General features: G+C 72.4%; 12 protein-coding genes. 10 read left to right on the top strand and 2 right to left on the bottom strand.

What is annotated here, in order from left to right; genetic code table 11:
- Positions 1 to 72 precede the first annotated feature (72 nt).
- Together ACYVAP_RS15370 and iolD are read right to left on the bottom strand one after the other, a co-directional pair.
- The gene (locus ACYVAP_RS15370) at positions 73 to 1,569 is read right to left on the bottom strand and encodes a CoA-acylating methylmalonate-semialdehyde dehydrogenase (protein WP_498861362.1); all 1,497 of its coding nucleotides are present in this window, start codon (positions 1,567 to 1,569) and stop codon (positions 73 to 75) included.
- A 14-nt stretch (positions 1,570 to 1,583) separates the two neighbouring features.
- Positions 1,584 to 3,503, bottom strand: coding sequence for a 3D-(3,5/4)-trihydroxycyclohexane-1,2-dione acylhydrolase (decyclizing) (gene iolD, locus ACYVAP_RS15365; RefSeq protein WP_498861361.1), 1,920 nt, complete (start codon positions 3,501 to 3,503; stop codon positions 1,584 to 1,586).
- Between the two features lie 297 nt (positions 3,504 to 3,800).
- Between iolD and ACYVAP_RS15360 the strand changes: the two genes are divergently transcribed.
- From ACYVAP_RS15360 to ACYVAP_RS15315, 10 genes are all read left to right on the top strand, one after another.
- A complete protein-coding gene (locus tag ACYVAP_RS15360; protein WP_498861360.1) occupies positions 3,801 to 4,994 on the top strand; it encodes a Gfo/Idh/MocA family protein in 1,194 nt (397 codons plus the stop codon).
- Between the two features lie 24 nt (positions 4,995 to 5,018).
- Positions 5,019 to 6,023 (top strand): sugar phosphate isomerase/epimerase family protein, encoded by a 1,005-nt coding sequence (locus tag ACYVAP_RS15355; RefSeq protein ID WP_498861359.1) that lies wholly within the window; start codon positions 5,019 to 5,021, stop codon positions 6,021 to 6,023.
- A complete protein-coding gene (locus tag ACYVAP_RS15350; protein ID WP_137769317.1) occupies positions 6,023 to 6,415 on the top strand; it encodes a tautomerase family protein in 393 nt (130 codons plus the stop codon). The genes ACYVAP_RS15355 and ACYVAP_RS15350 overlap by 1 nt, the downstream gene beginning before the upstream one ends.
- Before the next feature lie 132 nt (positions 6,416 to 6,547).
- A complete protein-coding gene (gene iolC / locus ACYVAP_RS15345; RefSeq protein WP_498861358.1) occupies positions 6,548 to 7,567 on the top strand; it encodes a 5-dehydro-2-deoxygluconokinase in 1,020 nt (339 codons plus the stop codon).
- On the top strand, positions 7,564 to 8,457 hold the full coding sequence (locus tag ACYVAP_RS15340; protein WP_498861357.1) for a Cgl0159 family (beta/alpha)8-fold protein: 894 nt from the start codon (positions 7,564 to 7,566) through the stop codon (positions 8,455 to 8,457). The genes iolC and ACYVAP_RS15340 overlap by 4 nt, the downstream gene beginning before the upstream one ends.
- Before the next feature lie 20 nt (positions 8,458 to 8,477).
- The gene (gene iolB, locus ACYVAP_RS15335; protein WP_498861356.1) at positions 8,478 to 9,341 is read left to right on the top strand and encodes a 5-deoxy-glucuronate isomerase; all 864 of its coding nucleotides are present in this window, start codon (positions 8,478 to 8,480) and stop codon (positions 9,339 to 9,341) included.
- Positions 9,338 to 10,381 carry a Gfo/Idh/MocA family protein gene (locus ACYVAP_RS15330; RefSeq protein WP_498861355.1) on the top strand — a complete coding sequence of 348 codons (1,044 nt, stop codon included), beginning with the start codon at positions 9,338 to 9,340 and terminating at the stop codon, positions 10,379 to 10,381. The genes iolB and ACYVAP_RS15330 overlap by 4 nt, the downstream gene beginning before the upstream one ends.
- 26 nt (positions 10,382 to 10,407) lie before the next feature.
- A complete protein-coding gene (locus ACYVAP_RS15325; RefSeq protein WP_498861354.1) occupies positions 10,408 to 11,868 on the top strand; it encodes a sugar porter family MFS transporter in 1,461 nt (486 codons plus the stop codon).
- 51 nt (positions 11,869 to 11,919) lie between these two features.
- Positions 11,920 to 12,675 carry a GntR family transcriptional regulator gene (locus ACYVAP_RS15320; protein ID WP_498861353.1) on the top strand — a complete coding sequence of 252 codons (756 nt, stop codon included), beginning with the start codon at positions 11,920 to 11,922 and terminating at the stop codon, positions 12,673 to 12,675.
- Between the two features lie 594 nt (positions 12,676 to 13,269).
- A complete protein-coding gene (locus tag ACYVAP_RS15315) occupies positions 13,270 to 14,754 on the top strand; it encodes an HNH endonuclease signature motif containing protein (protein WP_498861352.1) in 1,485 nt (494 codons plus the stop codon).
- Positions 14,755 to 14,836: the final 82 nt, after the last annotated feature.

The following is a 14,836-nucleotide window of genomic DNA, read 5'->3' as shown; positions in this document are numbered from 1 at the left end:
TGGGGGCGAGGGGGATGGGGGCGGGGCCGACGGGGCCGACGGGCGGCACGGAGCGCGCGCCGCCCGCCCGGCTCAGTCGTGGGTCGGGAAGCTCATGGAGCTCTCGACGGTCTCGTTCTGCGCGGGCCAGCGCGTGGTGATCGCCTTCTGGCGGGTGTAGAAGCCGACGGCCTCGGGGCCGTGCGCGTGGTGCTCGCCGAACAGCGAGTCCTTCCAGCCGCCGAAGGAGTAGTAGCCCACGGGGGTCGGGATCGGAACGTTCACGCCGATCATGCCCACCTGGATCTCCTCCTGGTAGCGGCGCGCGTAGTGGCCGGAGTCGGTGAAGATCGCGGTGCCGTTGCCGAAGGGCGAGGAGTTCACGAGCGCGACCGCCTCGTCGAAGTTGTCGACGTGCATGACCACGAGCAGCGGACCGAAGACCTCGTCGGTGTAGGTCGGGTGCGTGGCGTCGAGGTCGGTGATGACCGTCGGCCCGACGAAGTTGCCGTTCTCGAAGCCCTCGACGACGAGGCCGCGGCCGTCGACGACGATCCGCCCGCCGGCCTGCTCGGCCTCGTCGGTCATGCGGAGCACGCGGGCCTTCGCATCGGCGGTGATGACCGGCGGCATGTCGGTGTCCTCACGGTCACCGGGGCCGACGCGGAGCTTGCCCGCCTCGGCCGCGATCGCCTCGAGGAACCGCTCGTGGACGTCGCCGACGGTCACGGCGACCGGCACGGCCATGCAGCGCTCGCCCGCGGAGCCGAAGGCGCCCGAGGCGATCTGCGCGGCGGCGAACTCGATGTTCGCGTCCGGCATGACGACGGCGTGGTTGTTCGCGCCGCCCAGGGCCTGGACCCGCTTGCCGGTCGCCGAGGCGGCATGGTGGACGTGCCTGGCGATCGGGGTGGAGCCGACGAAGCTCACGGCGGCGATGCCCTCGTGGGCGCACAGCGCGTCGACGACCTCCTTGCCGCCCTGGACCACCTGGAAGACGCCGTCGGGCAGGCCGGCCTCCTGGTAGAGGCGGGCGACGATGCTCGAGGCGGAGGGGTCCCGCTCGGAGGGCTTGAGGATGAAGGCGTTGCCGGTGGCGATCGCGACGGGGTGCATCCAGAAGGGCACCATCGCGGGGAAGTTGAAGGGCGTGATGCCGGCGACGACGCCGAGCGGCTGGCGCAGGGTGTGCGCGTCCACGCCGCTCGAGACGTTCTCGGAGAAGCCGCCCTTGAGGTCCTGGGTGATGGAGGTGGCGAACTCGAGGGTCTCGAGGCCGCGGGCGATCTCGCCCTTCGCATCGGCGACGGTCTTGCCGTGCTCGCGGGTGATGACCTCGGCGATCTCGTCGGTGTGCTCGATCATGAGCTGGCGCATGCGGTAGAGGATCTGGGTGCGCTTGGACAGCGACACCTGGGCCCACTCGCGCTGGGCCGCGGCGGCGACCTCGACGGCGCGGTCGACGGTCGAGGCGTCGCCGAGGTGGAGGGTGCCCACCTGCTCACCGGTCGCGGGGTTCAGGATGGGCTGGGTGGAGCCGCTGCCGGGGGTCTCGGCGCCGGCGATCCAGTGCTGGACGTCGTAGGTCATGGTGATGTCTCTCCTCAGAGGTAGTGGCGCTGCGGCGCGAGGGCCGCCTCGTACTCGGTGCGGGCCGCCTGGGTGGACTCGAGCCGGCTCGTCGCGGAGACGGGCACGTCCCACCAGCCGCTGCCCGGCGGGTGCGGGCCGTACAGGTCGGTGTTGACGACGATCGCGGTGGCGTGCTCGGAGGCCTCGGCGCGGCGGTAGGCGTCGCGGAAGTCGGCGGTGGAGCTGACCTCGGCGACCTCGAGGCCGTAGGAGCGGATGTTCGCGGGGATGTCGAAGGGGAGCTTGTCCCCGTCGAGCAGGCCGCTCTCGCCGCTGCGCATGCGGTACTTCGTGCCGAAGCGCTGGGAGCCGTGGGACTCCGAGAGCGCGCCGATCGAGGACCAGCCGTGGTTCTGGAGGATCACGAGGATGACCTTGAGATCCTCCGCGACGATGGTCGCGATCTCCTGCGGCGCCATCTGGAAGGTGCCGTCGCCGATGATCGCGACGACCTCCGCCTCCGGCGCGGCCATCTTCACGCCGAGGGAGGCGGGCAGCTCGTAGCCCATGCAGGAGTAGCCGTACTCGAGGTGGTACTGCCGCGGGGAGCGGGCCTTCCACAGGGCCTGCAGATCGCCGGGCATGGAGCCGGCCGCGTTGATGACCACGTCCTCGTCGCCCATGAGCTCGTTGAGCGCGCCGAAGATCTCGGTCTGGGCGGGCAGCTCCTGGTCGTGCGGGGCGAAGCAGGGGGCGACGAGCTCCTCCCACTGGTCACGCAGGGTGCGGGCGCGCTCGCCGTGCTCGGCGGGCGCCTGCCAGCCCGCGAGCGCCTCGCGCAGCGCGTCGAGGCCGGCGCGGGCGTCGGCGACGACCATCTCGGCGGAGTGCTTGGCGGCGTCGAAGGCCTTGACGTTGAGGTTCACGAAGCGCACGTCCGGGTTCCGGAAGGCGGTGTGGGAGGCGGTCGTGAAGTCGGTGTAGCGGGTGCCGACGCCGATCACGAGGTCCGCCTCGGCGGCGAGCGTGTTGGCGGCGTCGTTGCCGGTCGCGCCGACGCCGCCGATGCACAGCGGGTGGTCCGCGCTCAGCGCGCCCTTGCCGGCCTGGGTGTCGAGCACGGGGATCCCGGTGGCGCCCGCGAAGGCCTCGAGGGCGGCGGAGGCCTCGGAGTAGATCGCGCCGCCGCCCGCGATGAGCACGGGCCGACGGGCCCCGCGGATCGCCTCCGCCGCGCGCTCGAGGGCGGCGGGCTCGGGGACGGGACGGCCCACGTGCCAGGTGCGCTCGCGGAACAGGGCGGCGGGGAAGTCGTGGGCCTCGGCCTGCACGTCCTGCGGGAGGCAGATCGTCACCGCGCCGGTCTCGGCCGGGTCGGTGAGCACGCGCATCGCGGCGAGCAGGGAGGGGATGAGCTGCTCGGGCCGCCAGATGCGGTCGAAGTAGCGCGAGACGGGGCGGAAGGCGTCGTTGACGGTCACGTCCATGGCGCGCTCGTCCTCGAGCTGCTGGAGCACGGGGTCCACGGCGCGGTGGGCGAAGACGTCGCTGGGCAGGAGCAGCACGGGGATGCGGTCGATCGTGGCGAGCGCGGCGCCGGTGACCATGTTCGTGGAGCCGGGGCCGATCGAGGCGGTGCAGGCGAGGGTCTGCAGGCGGTGGCGGGTGCGGGCGTAGGCGACGGCCGTGTGCACCATGTTCTGCTCGTTGCGGGCCTGGTAGTAGGGCATGTCCGCCTCGCCCTCGGCGGGGTCGACGGCGTTCTGGAGCAGAGCCTGGCCGAGGCCGGCGACGTTGCCGTGGCCGAAGATGCCGAAGGTGCCGGGGATCAGACGCTGCCGGACGCCGTCGCGCTCGGTGTGCTGGGCGGCGAGGAAGCGGACGACGGCTTGGCCGACGGTGAGCCGGATCGTGTCGCTGCCTGCGGTCTCTGCAGGACGGGGGACGCTCATGCTGCCTCCGGGTGACCGGCCGCGCTCCGGGGGAGCGGGCCTCGGGATGGCACCGTCGGGCAGGGCGACTCGACGGTGAGTTCGTACGGGGACCAGCATGACGAGCACGCTCCCCGCTGTCAACACTTTGTCAGAACATGCGATGCCAAAAGAGGTGTCCAAGGCCTTCCGCGGGCCGTGGACCGCGTGCTAGCGTCCCCGTTCGTCAGGGTCGATCCGCCGTATCGACAGAACAAACCAGCAATGACGCTCGCGCACTGTGCTGACAAACTCTCCCTTCTCCGACAGGAGCTCTCGATGACGACCGCACCCCTCTCCGTCGCCGTGATCGGAGCCGGCATGGCCGGCCGCACCCACGCCAACGCCTGGCGCCAGGCCGGCACCGTCTACGACCTGGGCCTGCCGCCCGTGCGCCTCGCGACCATCGCGGACGCCCACCTGCCCTTCGCCGAGGACGCCGCCGCCCGCTACGGCTACGAGAGCGCCGTGGGCGACTGGCGCGCCGTCGCCGAGGACGAGTCGATCGACGTGGTCTCGATCGTCGTCGGCAACGCCCTGCATCGCGAGATCGCCGAGGCCATGGCCGCGGCCGGCAAGCACGTGCTGTGCGAGAAGCCCCTCGCCGGGACCCTCGAGGACGCCGCCGCCATGGCCGCCCTCCAGCAGGAGCACCCCGAGCTCGTGCTCGCGACCGGCTACACCTTCCGTCGCAACGCCGGCATCGCGAAGCTCGCGCAGCTCGCCCAGGAGGGCGCGCTCGGCGAGCTCTCCCACCTCGACGCCCGCTACTGGTGCGACTACGGCGCGGACCCGAACGTGCCCATGGCCTGGCGCTACAAGGGCCCCATGGGCACCGGCGCCCTCGGCGACGTCGGCTCTCACCTCGTGGACTCGGCCGAGTTCATCATGGGCCCCGTCGTCGAGGTCTCCGGCGCGCAGCTCGTGCGCACGATCGCCGAGCGCCCCGTCGCGGGCGGCGCCGTCGCGGGTGGCCGGGGGGTCGCCGCGGCGGCCGACGCCCCCAAGGAGGAGGTCGAGAACGACGACATGGCCACCTTCACCGCGCGCTTCGCCTCCGGCGCCGCGGGCACCTTCTCCGTCTCCCGCGTGGCCCACGGCCTGCCCAACTACAAGAACCTCGCGGTGCTCGGCACGGGCGGCACGGCCACCTGGTCGCTCGACCGCACGGGCGAGATCCAGCTCGCGGACTCCTCCTCCCCGGAGGGCCTCGGCGGGCTGCGCCAGGTGCTCGTGAACCCCTCCTTCCCCTACTTCGCGAACGGCTCCTCGATGGCCTTCGGCGGTGTGGGCCTGAACCAGATCGAGCAGTTCACCTACCAGGCGCACGCCTTCCTGCAGCAGGTCGCGGGCATCACCGACGGCGCGCTGCCGCCCTGCGCGAGCTTCGAGGACGGCTACCGCCAGATGCGGATCCTCGGCGCGGTCGCCGACTCCGCCGCGGCCGGCGGCGCGGCCGTCGCGATCGACTGACCTTCCCCCCGAGAGGAGAGCATCATGAGCTTCACCTTCGGCGCCTACACCGCCTGCCTGCAGGACCGCACCCTCCCCGAGGCCCTCGACGTGCTCGCGGGCGCGGGCCTCACCGGCGCGGAGATCAACACCGGCGGCTTCATCCCCTCGCCGCACGCGCACGTGGACGCGCTGCTCACGAGCGACCGCGCCCGGCGTGATCTGCTCGCCCAGTTCACCGAGCGCGGCATGACGCTGAACGGGCTCACCGTCTCCGGCAACCCGCTCTCCCCGCTGCCCACCGAGGGCGTGCCCCACGCCCACGACCTGCGGCGCACGATCGAGCTCGCGGGAGAGCTGGGGGTGCGGGACGTGGTCGCCATGTCCGGGACGCCGGGCTCGGACCCGGGCGCCCGCTACCCCAGCTGGGTCGTGAACCCGTGGAACGGGATCGACCTCGAGGTGCTCGGGTACCAGTGGTCCGTCGCCGTGCCCTTCTGGAAGGAGATCGACGCGCTGGCCCGGGAGCGGGACGTGCGCGTGGCCCTCGAGATGCACCCGCGGAACCTCGTGTTCACGCCGCTGACCTTCGAGCAGCTGCTGGACCGTGTGGAGCCCACGCACCTCGGCGTGAACCTCGACCCCAGCCACCTCTTCTGGCAGCAGATGGACCCTGTGGCCTGCATCGAGCGCCTCGGCTCGCACATCACGCACGTGCACGCGAAGGACACGACGGTGCTGCCCGGAGCGGCCGTGCGCGGTGTGCTCGACCCGGTCTTCGGTCCGGTGCCGGAGGATCCGGCGGCGCGCACGCCCACGGGCGTGGGCCACTTCTGCTCGACCTGGCCGGAGGACCCGGCGTGGCGCTTCGTCGCGATCGGCGAGGGCCACGACGTGGACTATTGGGCCGGCTTCCTCCGCGCGCTCGCCGCGGTGGACGGCGACCTCGCGATCAACATCGAGCACGAGGACGCGGCGTTCGACCGCGTCGAGGGTCTCGAGCGCGGCGCCGGCGCCCTGCTCGCCGCGGCCCGGGAAGCGGGTCTGTGATGCCGCTCGTCCGGATCACGCAGCAGGCCGTGCGCACGCCCGAGCAGTCCCGTCGCCTGGCCGACCTCGTCCAGGAGGTCATGCTCGAGCACTTCGCGGCCCCGCCCGGGGACCGCTACCAGATCCTCGAGACGCTGCCCGTGGGCGCGATCATCGCGGAGGACACGGGCCTCGGCATCGACCGCGGCGAGGGCGTCGTGATCGTGCAGATCACCCATCAGGGGCGCTCGGCCGCGCAGAAGCAGGCGGTCTACGCGGCCCTCGCGGAGCGGCTCGGCGGGGCGGGGCTCGTGCGTCCCGAGGACCTCGTGGTCTCCGTCGTGGAGAACGCGCGGGAGGACTGGTCCTTCGGTCACGGCCGCGCGCAGTTCCTCACCGGCGAGCTCACCTAGACACCGCCGAACAATCTCCGACTTTGTATGGACAAATGGCAGCGGCGGTGCGAGGATGATCCCGACAGGGACGTCGGCCGAGCCGCCGGCGCCCCGCCCGCAACGACGCAGGACCTGGAGGAACGGATCCCCATGGCAGAGCTCGACATCATCACCGTCGGTCGCAGCGGCGTGGACCTCTACCCGCTCGAGATCGGCAAGGGACTCGAGGACATCAGCAGCTTCGGCAAGTTCCTGGGCGGCAGCCCCACGAACGTCGCCGTCGCCGCGGCGCGCCTGGGCCACCGCCCCGCCGTCATCACCGGCGTGGGGGAGGACCCCTTCGGCCGCTACGTGGTCCAGGAGATGGAGCGCCTCGGCGTCTCCGGCCGCTTCGTCGTCCCGAACGGGGAGCTGAACACCCCCATCACCCTGTGCGAGATCTTCCCGCCGGACGACTTCCCGCTGTACTTCTACCGCAGGCCCAGCGCCCCGGACCTGCAGATCGCCCCCGAGCACCTCGACCTCGAGGCGATCCGCGAGGTCCCCCTGTTCTGGTTCTCCGGCACCGGCCTCTCCGAGGAGCCCAGCCGCAGCGCCCACCACGCGGCCCTGCAGGCCCGCGGCCGCACCACCCACACCGTCTTCGACCTCGACTACCGCCCCATGTTCTGGGACTCGGCCCGGGAGGCCCGTGAGCAGTACCGCGAGGCCCTGCAGTACGCGACCGTCGCCGTCGGCAACAAGGAGGAGTGTGAGGTCGCCGTCGGCGAGACCGAGCCCGAGCGCGCGGCCGATGCCCTGCTCGAGGCCGGCGTCGAGATCGCGATCGTCAAGCAGGGCCCGCGCGGTGTGCTCGGCAAGACCCGTGACGAGCGCGTCGAGGTCGCCCCCAACCTCATCCAGGTCATCAACGGCCTCGGCGCGGGGGACAGCTTCGGCGGCTCCCTCTGCCACGGGCTGCTCACCGGGCAGTCCCTCGAGGAGACCCTCACCCGCTGCAACGCGGCCGGGGCGATCGTCACGAGCCGCCTCGAGTGCTCGACCGCCATGCCCACCACCGAGGAGATCGACACGCTCCTCGCGGGCGGCGACCCCAACCAGGGGCAGACGGTCGAGCAGATGCTCTCCGCGCTGCGCTCCCGCGGCACCGGCCAGGAGGCCCGCGCATGAGCGAGTTCGCGACCTCCTACGAGGACGTCACCCGCATCCGCATCGAGGACCCGGCGCGGATCGCGCGGCTCGCCGCCTCCCGCTCCCGCCGCACCGTCGCGGACACGGACGGCACGATGATGATCATCGCGGCTGACCACCCCGCCCGCGGCGCCCTCGGCGTCGGCTCGCGGCCCACCGCCATGGCCTCGCGCACCGAGATGCTCGACCGCATGCGGGAGGCGCTCGCCGTGCCCGGCGTGGACGGCGTGCTCGGCACGGCCGACGTCCTCGAGGACCTCCTGCTGCTCGGCGCCCTCGAGGACAAGATCGTCTTCGCCTCGATGAACCGCGGCGGCCTCCAGGGCGGCTCGTGGGAGATCGAGGACCGCTTCACCGCCTACGACGCGGCGTCGATCAAGGCCTCCGGCTTCGACGGCGGCAAGATGCTCACCCGCATCGACCTGCAGGACGACCGCACCTCCTTCATCCTCGAGGCGACCGCGCAGGGCGTCACCGACCTCGCCCGCCACGAGCTCATCGCGATGGTCGAGCCGTTCTGGTCCTCGCGGCCCGGCGGCCCCGGCACGAAGGTCGTCAACGACCTCTCCCCGGAGGCCGTGATCCGCTCGATCCACGTGGCCCAGGGCCTCGGCGCGACGAGCGCCTACACGTGGCTCAAGCTGCCCGCGGTGGACGACATGGAGCGCGTCATGGACGCGACCACGCTGCCCACCCTCATCCTGGGCGGCGACCCCGCGCAGGACGACCCCGCGACCCTCCGCGCGACCTGGAAGCGCGCGCTGGACCGCCCCAACGTGCGCGGCCTCGTGGTGGGCCGCACCCTCCTCTACCCGGCGGACGACGACGTCACCGCGGCCGTGGCCGCCTCCGTCGCCATGATCCGCTGACCCACCGGAAGGAGAACCCCATGACCGGGACACAGCTGCACCTCCCCGCCGGCTCGACCGCCCAGGGCCCCTACGACACCGTCGTGGACCCGGGGGAGCGGGACGGCTGGGAGCACACCGGCCTGCGCGTGCTCGCCCTCGAGCCGGGCGGCCGCGCCGAGATCGGCACCGCCCGCACCGAGCTCATGGTCGTCCCGCTCAGCGGCGCCTGCACCGTGACCGTGAGCGACGCCCGCGGCGTGCAGGAGCTCGTGCTGCGCGGCCGCGAGAGCGTCTTCGCGGGGGCGACCGACGTCGCCTACGTCGGCATCGACTCCCACCTCGTCGTCGCGAGCGACGACGGGGGCCGCTTCGCCCTCACCGCCGCCGTCGCGACCCGGCCGTTCCCGGCCGCGGTGATCCGCGCCGAGGGCGTCCCCGTCGAGAGCCGCGGCGGCGGCACGATGACCCGCCAGGTGCGCAACTTCGGCACCGTCGGCTCCTTCGACGACTGCGACAGCCTCATCGCCTGCGAGGTCATCACCCCCGGCGGGAACTGGTCCAGCTACCCCGCGCACAAGCACGACGAGACCACGGAATCGGAGTCGGAGCTCGAGGAGATCTACTACTACGAGATCCAGGACGCCCCCGCCGGCACGCCCGGCTTCGGCTTCCACCGGACCACCTCGAGCCGCGAGGCCGAGCCGCTGGACCTGCTCGTCGAGGTGCGCTCGGGGGACACCGTCCTCGTGCCCCACGGCTGGCACGGCCCCTGCGCGGCCGCCCCCGGCCACGACATGTACTACCTCAACGTCATGGCGGGCCCCGCCCCGGAGCGCGCCTGGGACATCACCGACCACCCCGACCAGACCTGGGTGCGCGGCACCTGGGAGGAGACCCGATGACCACCACCGCCCCTGTCAGCGACATCCGCGTGGGCGTGATCGGCGTGGGCCAGATGGGCGCCGACCACGTCACCCGCATCGCCCGGCGCATCAAGGGCGCCCGCGTCGCCGTCGTCACCGACTACTTCCGCGAGAAGGCGGAGGAGATCGCGGCGACGGTCCCCGGCTGCCGCGTCGTCGACTCCCCCGAGGAGCTCATCGCCGCGGAGGACGTCGACGCCGTGCTCATCGCGAGCCCCGGCCAGTTCCACCGCGACCAGGCGATCGCCTGCATCGACGCCCGCAAGCCCGTGCTCTGCGAGAAGCCGCTCGCGATGAACCCCGAGGACGCCTACGAGGTGGTCGAGGCGGAGGCCGCGGCCCGCGCGGAGACCGGCGTGCCCTACGTGTCCCTCGGCTTCATGCGCCGCTTCGACCGCGAGTACGCGGAGCTGCGGGACGCGATCGCGGCGGGCGCGCTGGGCGAGATCAGCCTGCTGAACCTCAAGCACCGCAACGCCCACACCCTGCCCGGCTTCACGGACACGATGATGGTCTACGACTCCGCCGTGCACGAGGTCGACGCGATCCACTACTTCCTCGGCGAGCAGGTCACCGGCGTGCAGGTGATCCTGCCCGTCGCCGGCCCGCGCGCCGCCGAGGGCCAGCACGACCCGATGCTCCTGCTCTTCCGCACCGACGCCGGCCGCATCGTCACCGACGAGCTGTACGTCAACACGGCGTCCGGCTACGAGGTGCGCACCGAGGCGGTGGGCTCCGCGGGCATCGCGACCATCGGCCTCGAGCACGGCCGCGTCACCACCCACCAGGAGGGGGGCACCTGGGGCGGGGTGATGCCGGCGGACTTCCGCCCCCGCTTCGTCGACGCCTACGACGCCGAGGTGCAGGCCTGGATCGCCGCGATCGCCGACGGCTCGAATGTCGCCGAGCGCTCCGCGACCTCCTGGGACGGCTACCTCGCCGCCGCCACCTGCCGCGCCGCGGAGCAGGCCCTCACCGCCGAGGGCTTCGTCGCGGTCACCGCCCGTCCCCGTCCCTGACCCTTCGACGACAACGGAGTCTCGACATGTCCCACAGTCCTGTCCCCCCGGTCTCCCAGGGCACCACGCAGCTCCCGCCGCTGACCCCCGGCCCCTACAAGCGCCGGCTGGGCCTCGTCGCCCTCGTCGCGACGCTCGGCGGCCTGCTCTTCGGCTACGACACGAGCGTCATCAACGGCGCCGGCGGCTTCATGACCGAGGATCTCGGGCTCTCCGAGATCGGCCTCGGCGTCGCCGTGAGCTCCCTGCTCTTCGCGAGCGCCGTCGGCGCCCTCACGGGCGGCCGGGTCTCCGACGCGATCGGCCGACGCACCACCATCCTCGTCATGGCGGTGCTGTTCATCGTGGGCGTCCTGCTCGTGGTGACCGCGCCGGGCCTCGCGCTCGTGGTCACGGGCCGGATCGTCCTCGGTCTCGCCGTCGGCGCCGCCTCCGTGGTGGTTCCCGTGTTCCTCGCGGAGCTCGCCCCCTACGAGATCCGCGGCTCCCTCGCGGGCCGCAACGAGTTCATGATCGTGCTGGGCCAGCTGCTCGCGATCATCATGAACGCGATCATCGGCAATGTCTGGGGCGAGCAGTTCCCCGGCATCTGGCGGGTCATGTTCCTGCTCGCGGCGGTCCCCGCGGTGCTGCTGCTGTTCGGCATGGTGCGCATGCCGGAGTCCCCGCGCTGGCTCGTCGAGAAGGGCCGCCAGGAGCAGGCCCTCGAGATCCTCGACCGGCTGCGCCCCGAGGGCCGCGCCGAGCCCGAGCTCGAGGACATCGCGCTCGCCCGCCACGCGGAGTCCCAGCGCACCTCGATGGGCGTCGCCGGGATCCTGCGGAACAAGAACCTCGTGAAGATCGTGCTGATCGGCTGCGGCCTGGGCTTCTTCCAGCAGACCACCGGCATCAACGCGATCCAGTACTACGGCGAGCGGGTGCTCGAGGTCGCGGGCTTCGGCCGCGGCGGCGCGCTCATCGCGAGCATCGCCCCCGCCACGATCTCCGTGGTCGCCGCGGTGGTCGCGCTGCAGATGATGGACCGCTTCAGCCGCCGCAAGACCTTCCTGTGGGGCTACGGCCTGGTCGCCCTGTTCCACGTGCTCATCGGCACGACCGCCTCGGTCATGCCGGAGGGGACCGCGAAGCCGTTCGTGCTGCTCGCGCTCATCACCGCCTTCGTCGGCTCGATGCAGCTGTGCCTGAACGTGGCGACCTGGGTGACGCTCTCGGAGATCTTCCCGCAGAAGATGCGCGCCTTCGGCATGGGCGTGAGCGTGTTCGTGCTGTGGATGACGAACTCGATCCTGGGCCTGTTCTTCCCCTCGATCATCGCGGGGCTCGGGCTCTCCTCGACGTTCTTCGTGTTCGCCGTGCTCAACGTCGTCGCCTTCCTCTTCGTCCTGAGGTGGGTGCCGGAGACCCGCGGCCGCACCCTCGAGCAGCTCGAGGAGGACGTCACGACCGGCGAGATCTACCTCCCGAAGCTCAAGCAGGACAGCTGACAGCGCCCGTATATTTGTCCGGACCAGCATCCGGCGACGAAGGAGCCCGCGATGACCACGATCCCGCCCGAGGGGACCCTCGTGGAGGTGCAGGTCGACCGGTCCTCCTCGACGCCGCTCTACCTGCAGCTCGCGGGCGCCATCGAGGAGGCCGTGCGCTCGGGGGCCCTGCCCCCGGGCAGCCGCCTCGAGAACGAGCTCGCGCTCGCGAAGCGGCTGGGCCTGTCCCGGCCCACGGTGCGCCAGGGCATCCAGGACCTCGTGGACAAGGGCATGCTCGTGCGCAAGCGCGGCGTGGGCACCCAGGTGGTGCAGGCCCCGGTGAGCCGGCAGGTGGCGCTGACCTCCCTCTACGACGATCTCCGCACGGCGGGGAAGTCCCCGCGCACGGAGATCGTCGAGTACCGCGTGGGCCGTCCCTCCCCGGAGGCGGTGGACCGGCTCCAGCTCGCCCCGGGCGACCAGGTGCTCGACCTGCTGCGCGTGCGCTACGCGGACGACGAGCCGCTCGCGGTCATGCGCAACGTGGTCCCCGAGCGGATCGCCCCCTCGCGCGCGGAGCTCGCCGCGAACGGCCTGTACGCGTGCCTGCGCGAGCGGGGCATCGTCTCGGTGCTCGCGCAGGAGCGGATCGGCGCGACCGTGGCGGACGAGGAGCATGCGGAGCTGCTCGACGAGGAGATCGGCGCGGCCCTGCTGACGATGGAGCGGAAGTCCTTCGCGAACGACGGCAGCGTCGTCGAGTACGGCTTCCACGTGTACCGCGCGAGCCGCTACTCCTTCTCGGTGACGCTCGTCGACTCCTGATCAGCGCCGCGTGCGCAGGGTGATCATGCCGCCGTCGATCGCGAGCAGCTGACCGGTCGTTCACGCGCATCCCCTCGTGCACTCGGCCTGCGCCTGTGGTCCCGCGAGAGCCGCCGGCCCGGGTGCGGACCGGGACCCGCTCGCCGCTCACCGCGCTCGTCGCGGCGGAGGGGGCCGCGCTCGGGCCACCCGCGGCCCCGAGCACACCCCGCTGGGGATCGGGGCGCCGCCGCGCCGCCCGCACCCGGGAGCCCCACCGCTTCCTCGAGGGCATCGTCCCCGGTTGCCCCGTGCAGGGGAGGCGGCGGGCGCGGGGCACCGTCGCGCTGCGGCGGACGAGGCTCGAGCGTTTCCTCCACATCGCCTGGTTATCCACGTTGGTGGACGGGGTGGTGGATAACCGGCGCGAGTCCCGCCGACGACGCCGAGGAGGATCGGCGCAGGTTGGTGCCCAGTCGTTCCTCCCCACCGCGCTGTTGTCCACAATTTCAGGTTTCCGCATCGAATCACTTCCCGTGGGCGAACGCGTGTTCTAAACTGGGATGACAGGCGACGGGTTGATGGCCCGTCGGCGGCACGGGAGGGGTGGGGGAGATGCGTGAGGGGACGGCAGGCGCCGAGGCGCCCATCGGGGCACCGCTCGCCGTCGCCGCGCCGCCGTCCTTCCCGCCGCGACGGATCATCCGCGCGCGCAGGCCGCTCACCCTCGAGCGCATCGCCGCGGAGTCGGACGTCCGCATGGACGGCGTCGAGGTCCCGATCGCGGAGCGTCTCCTCGTGCGCCAGCGCCGCAAGTCCCGCGAGCTCGCCGAGGAGATCGGCGAGATCCACCTGCTGTGGGTCGAGGACGCCGACGACCAGGCGGACGTCAACGCCGTCGTCATCGCGAACACGCTGCGCACGGACCTCCCCACCGCGGAGCGCCTGCTGCGCGACGCACGCCTCGCCGTGACCGACCTGCCGCTCGTCCTCCGGCGCCTCGCCGCGGGGGAGATCTCCGTCCCCGCCTTCGAGCACCTCGTGCGCAAGGTCCGCCCGCTCGCGCCGCAGCAGCGCCGCGTGGTGGACTCCTATGTCGCGGAATGGGACCTCGAGAACATCCCGGCGGATCGCTACCGTCGCGAGCTGTCCCTGCTCGTGACCTGGTGGGACACGGATGCTGCGCGCCCCGGCCCCGCGGCGATGCGGGACGTGCGATGCGAGATCCTGGCGGAGGGCTCGGGACTCGCCTGCCTCTCGGTCCTCGGCCCGATCCCCGAGATCTATGCGCTCATGAAGCAGGTGGACGGCACCGCCCGGTCCGTCCAGCGCGCCCAGCGCCGCGCGCTCGAGGCCGGGGAGCCGGTGCCCTTCGACCTCGACGGCGACGTCGTCGCGAGCGGTCACCCGCTCCCGCTCGCCGCGCTGCGCTATGCGATCCTCACCCGCAGCCAGCTGGAGACGCCCGGCGTCGAGCGCCGGGGTGCGGATGCCCGTGTCAACGTCGTGGTCCCCGCGCTGACCCTCCTGGGGCTCGCCGATGCCCCCGGCACGCTCGACGGCGTCATCCCGCTGCCGGCGCCGCTCGCGCGCCGGCTCGCCGCAGGGTCCCGCACCTGGCACCGGATCCTCACCGACCCGGCTGACGGCGCCTTCCTCCCCGTCCCTGCCGCTCAGTACCGGCCCACGACCGCGATGGCCGAGCACCTGCGGCTGCGGGACCCGGTGTGTGCGGTGCCCGGCTGCATCCGCGGCCGGCTCACCCCGGCGGAGATCGACCACATCGAGGAGTTCAGCCACGAGGACCCCGGGAGCGGGGGAGCGACGGAGATCCGGAACCTCCACCGACTGTGCTGGTGGCACCACCGGTTGAAGACGGAACGCCTCATCGATCCCGAGAAGGCGCCGGATGGCACGACGACCCACTGGGAGATCGGTCAGCTGCTCACCCTTGACACCCGCCAGAACACGGACCTGCTCACCCCGGCCATGGTGGAGCTGCTCGAGGACGCCTGGGCGGAGCACGAGGCGGAGCGCCTCATCGCCTCGCTCGCCCCGCTCGACGAGGAGATCGCCGAGCCCGAGCCGCCGCCCTTCTGAGCCGGAGGACCGCTCAGCCGTTCGGCCCGCAGAACGTGGCGACGTCCGGTGAATCGAGCCGCTGCGCAGAGGTCGGGCCCTG

The sequence above is a fragment of the Brachybacterium horti genome, assembly GCF_054777615.1.
The sequence above is the reverse complement of the archived record's forward strand: the minus strand, read 5'-3'. Positions and strand labels throughout refer to the sequence as shown.

Coding starts and splice junctions, on each gene's coding strand:
- ACYVAP_RS15370 (WP_498861362.1), bottom strand. CDS start 1,569: ATGACCTACGACGTCCAGCACTGGATCGCCGGCGCCGAGACCCCCGGC.
- iolD (WP_498861361.1), bottom strand. CDS start 3,503: ATGAGCGTCCCCCGTCCTGCAGAGACCGCAGGCAGCGACACGATCCGG.
- ACYVAP_RS15360 (WP_498861360.1), top strand. CDS start 3,801: ATGACGACCGCACCCCTCTCCGTCGCCGTGATCGGAGCCGGCATGGCC.
- ACYVAP_RS15355 (WP_498861359.1), top strand. CDS start 5,019: ATGAGCTTCACCTTCGGCGCCTACACCGCCTGCCTGCAGGACCGCACC.
- ACYVAP_RS15350 (WP_137769317.1), top strand. CDS start 6,023: ATGCCGCTCGTCCGGATCACGCAGCAGGCCGTGCGCACGCCCGAGCAG.
- iolC (WP_498861358.1), top strand. CDS start 6,548: ATGGCAGAGCTCGACATCATCACCGTCGGTCGCAGCGGCGTGGACCTC.
- ACYVAP_RS15340 (WP_498861357.1), top strand. CDS start 7,564: ATGAGCGAGTTCGCGACCTCCTACGAGGACGTCACCCGCATCCGCATC.
- iolB (WP_498861356.1), top strand. CDS start 8,478: ATGACCGGGACACAGCTGCACCTCCCCGCCGGCTCGACCGCCCAGGGC.
- ACYVAP_RS15330 (WP_498861355.1), top strand. CDS start 9,338: ATGACCACCACCGCCCCTGTCAGCGACATCCGCGTGGGCGTGATCGGC.
- ACYVAP_RS15325 (WP_498861354.1), top strand. CDS start 10,408: ATGTCCCACAGTCCTGTCCCCCCGGTCTCCCAGGGCACCACGCAGCTC.
- ACYVAP_RS15320 (WP_498861353.1), top strand. CDS start 11,920: ATGACCACGATCCCGCCCGAGGGGACCCTCGTGGAGGTGCAGGTCGAC.
- ACYVAP_RS15315 (WP_498861352.1), top strand. CDS start 13,270: ATGCGTGAGGGGACGGCAGGCGCCGAGGCGCCCATCGGGGCACCGCTC.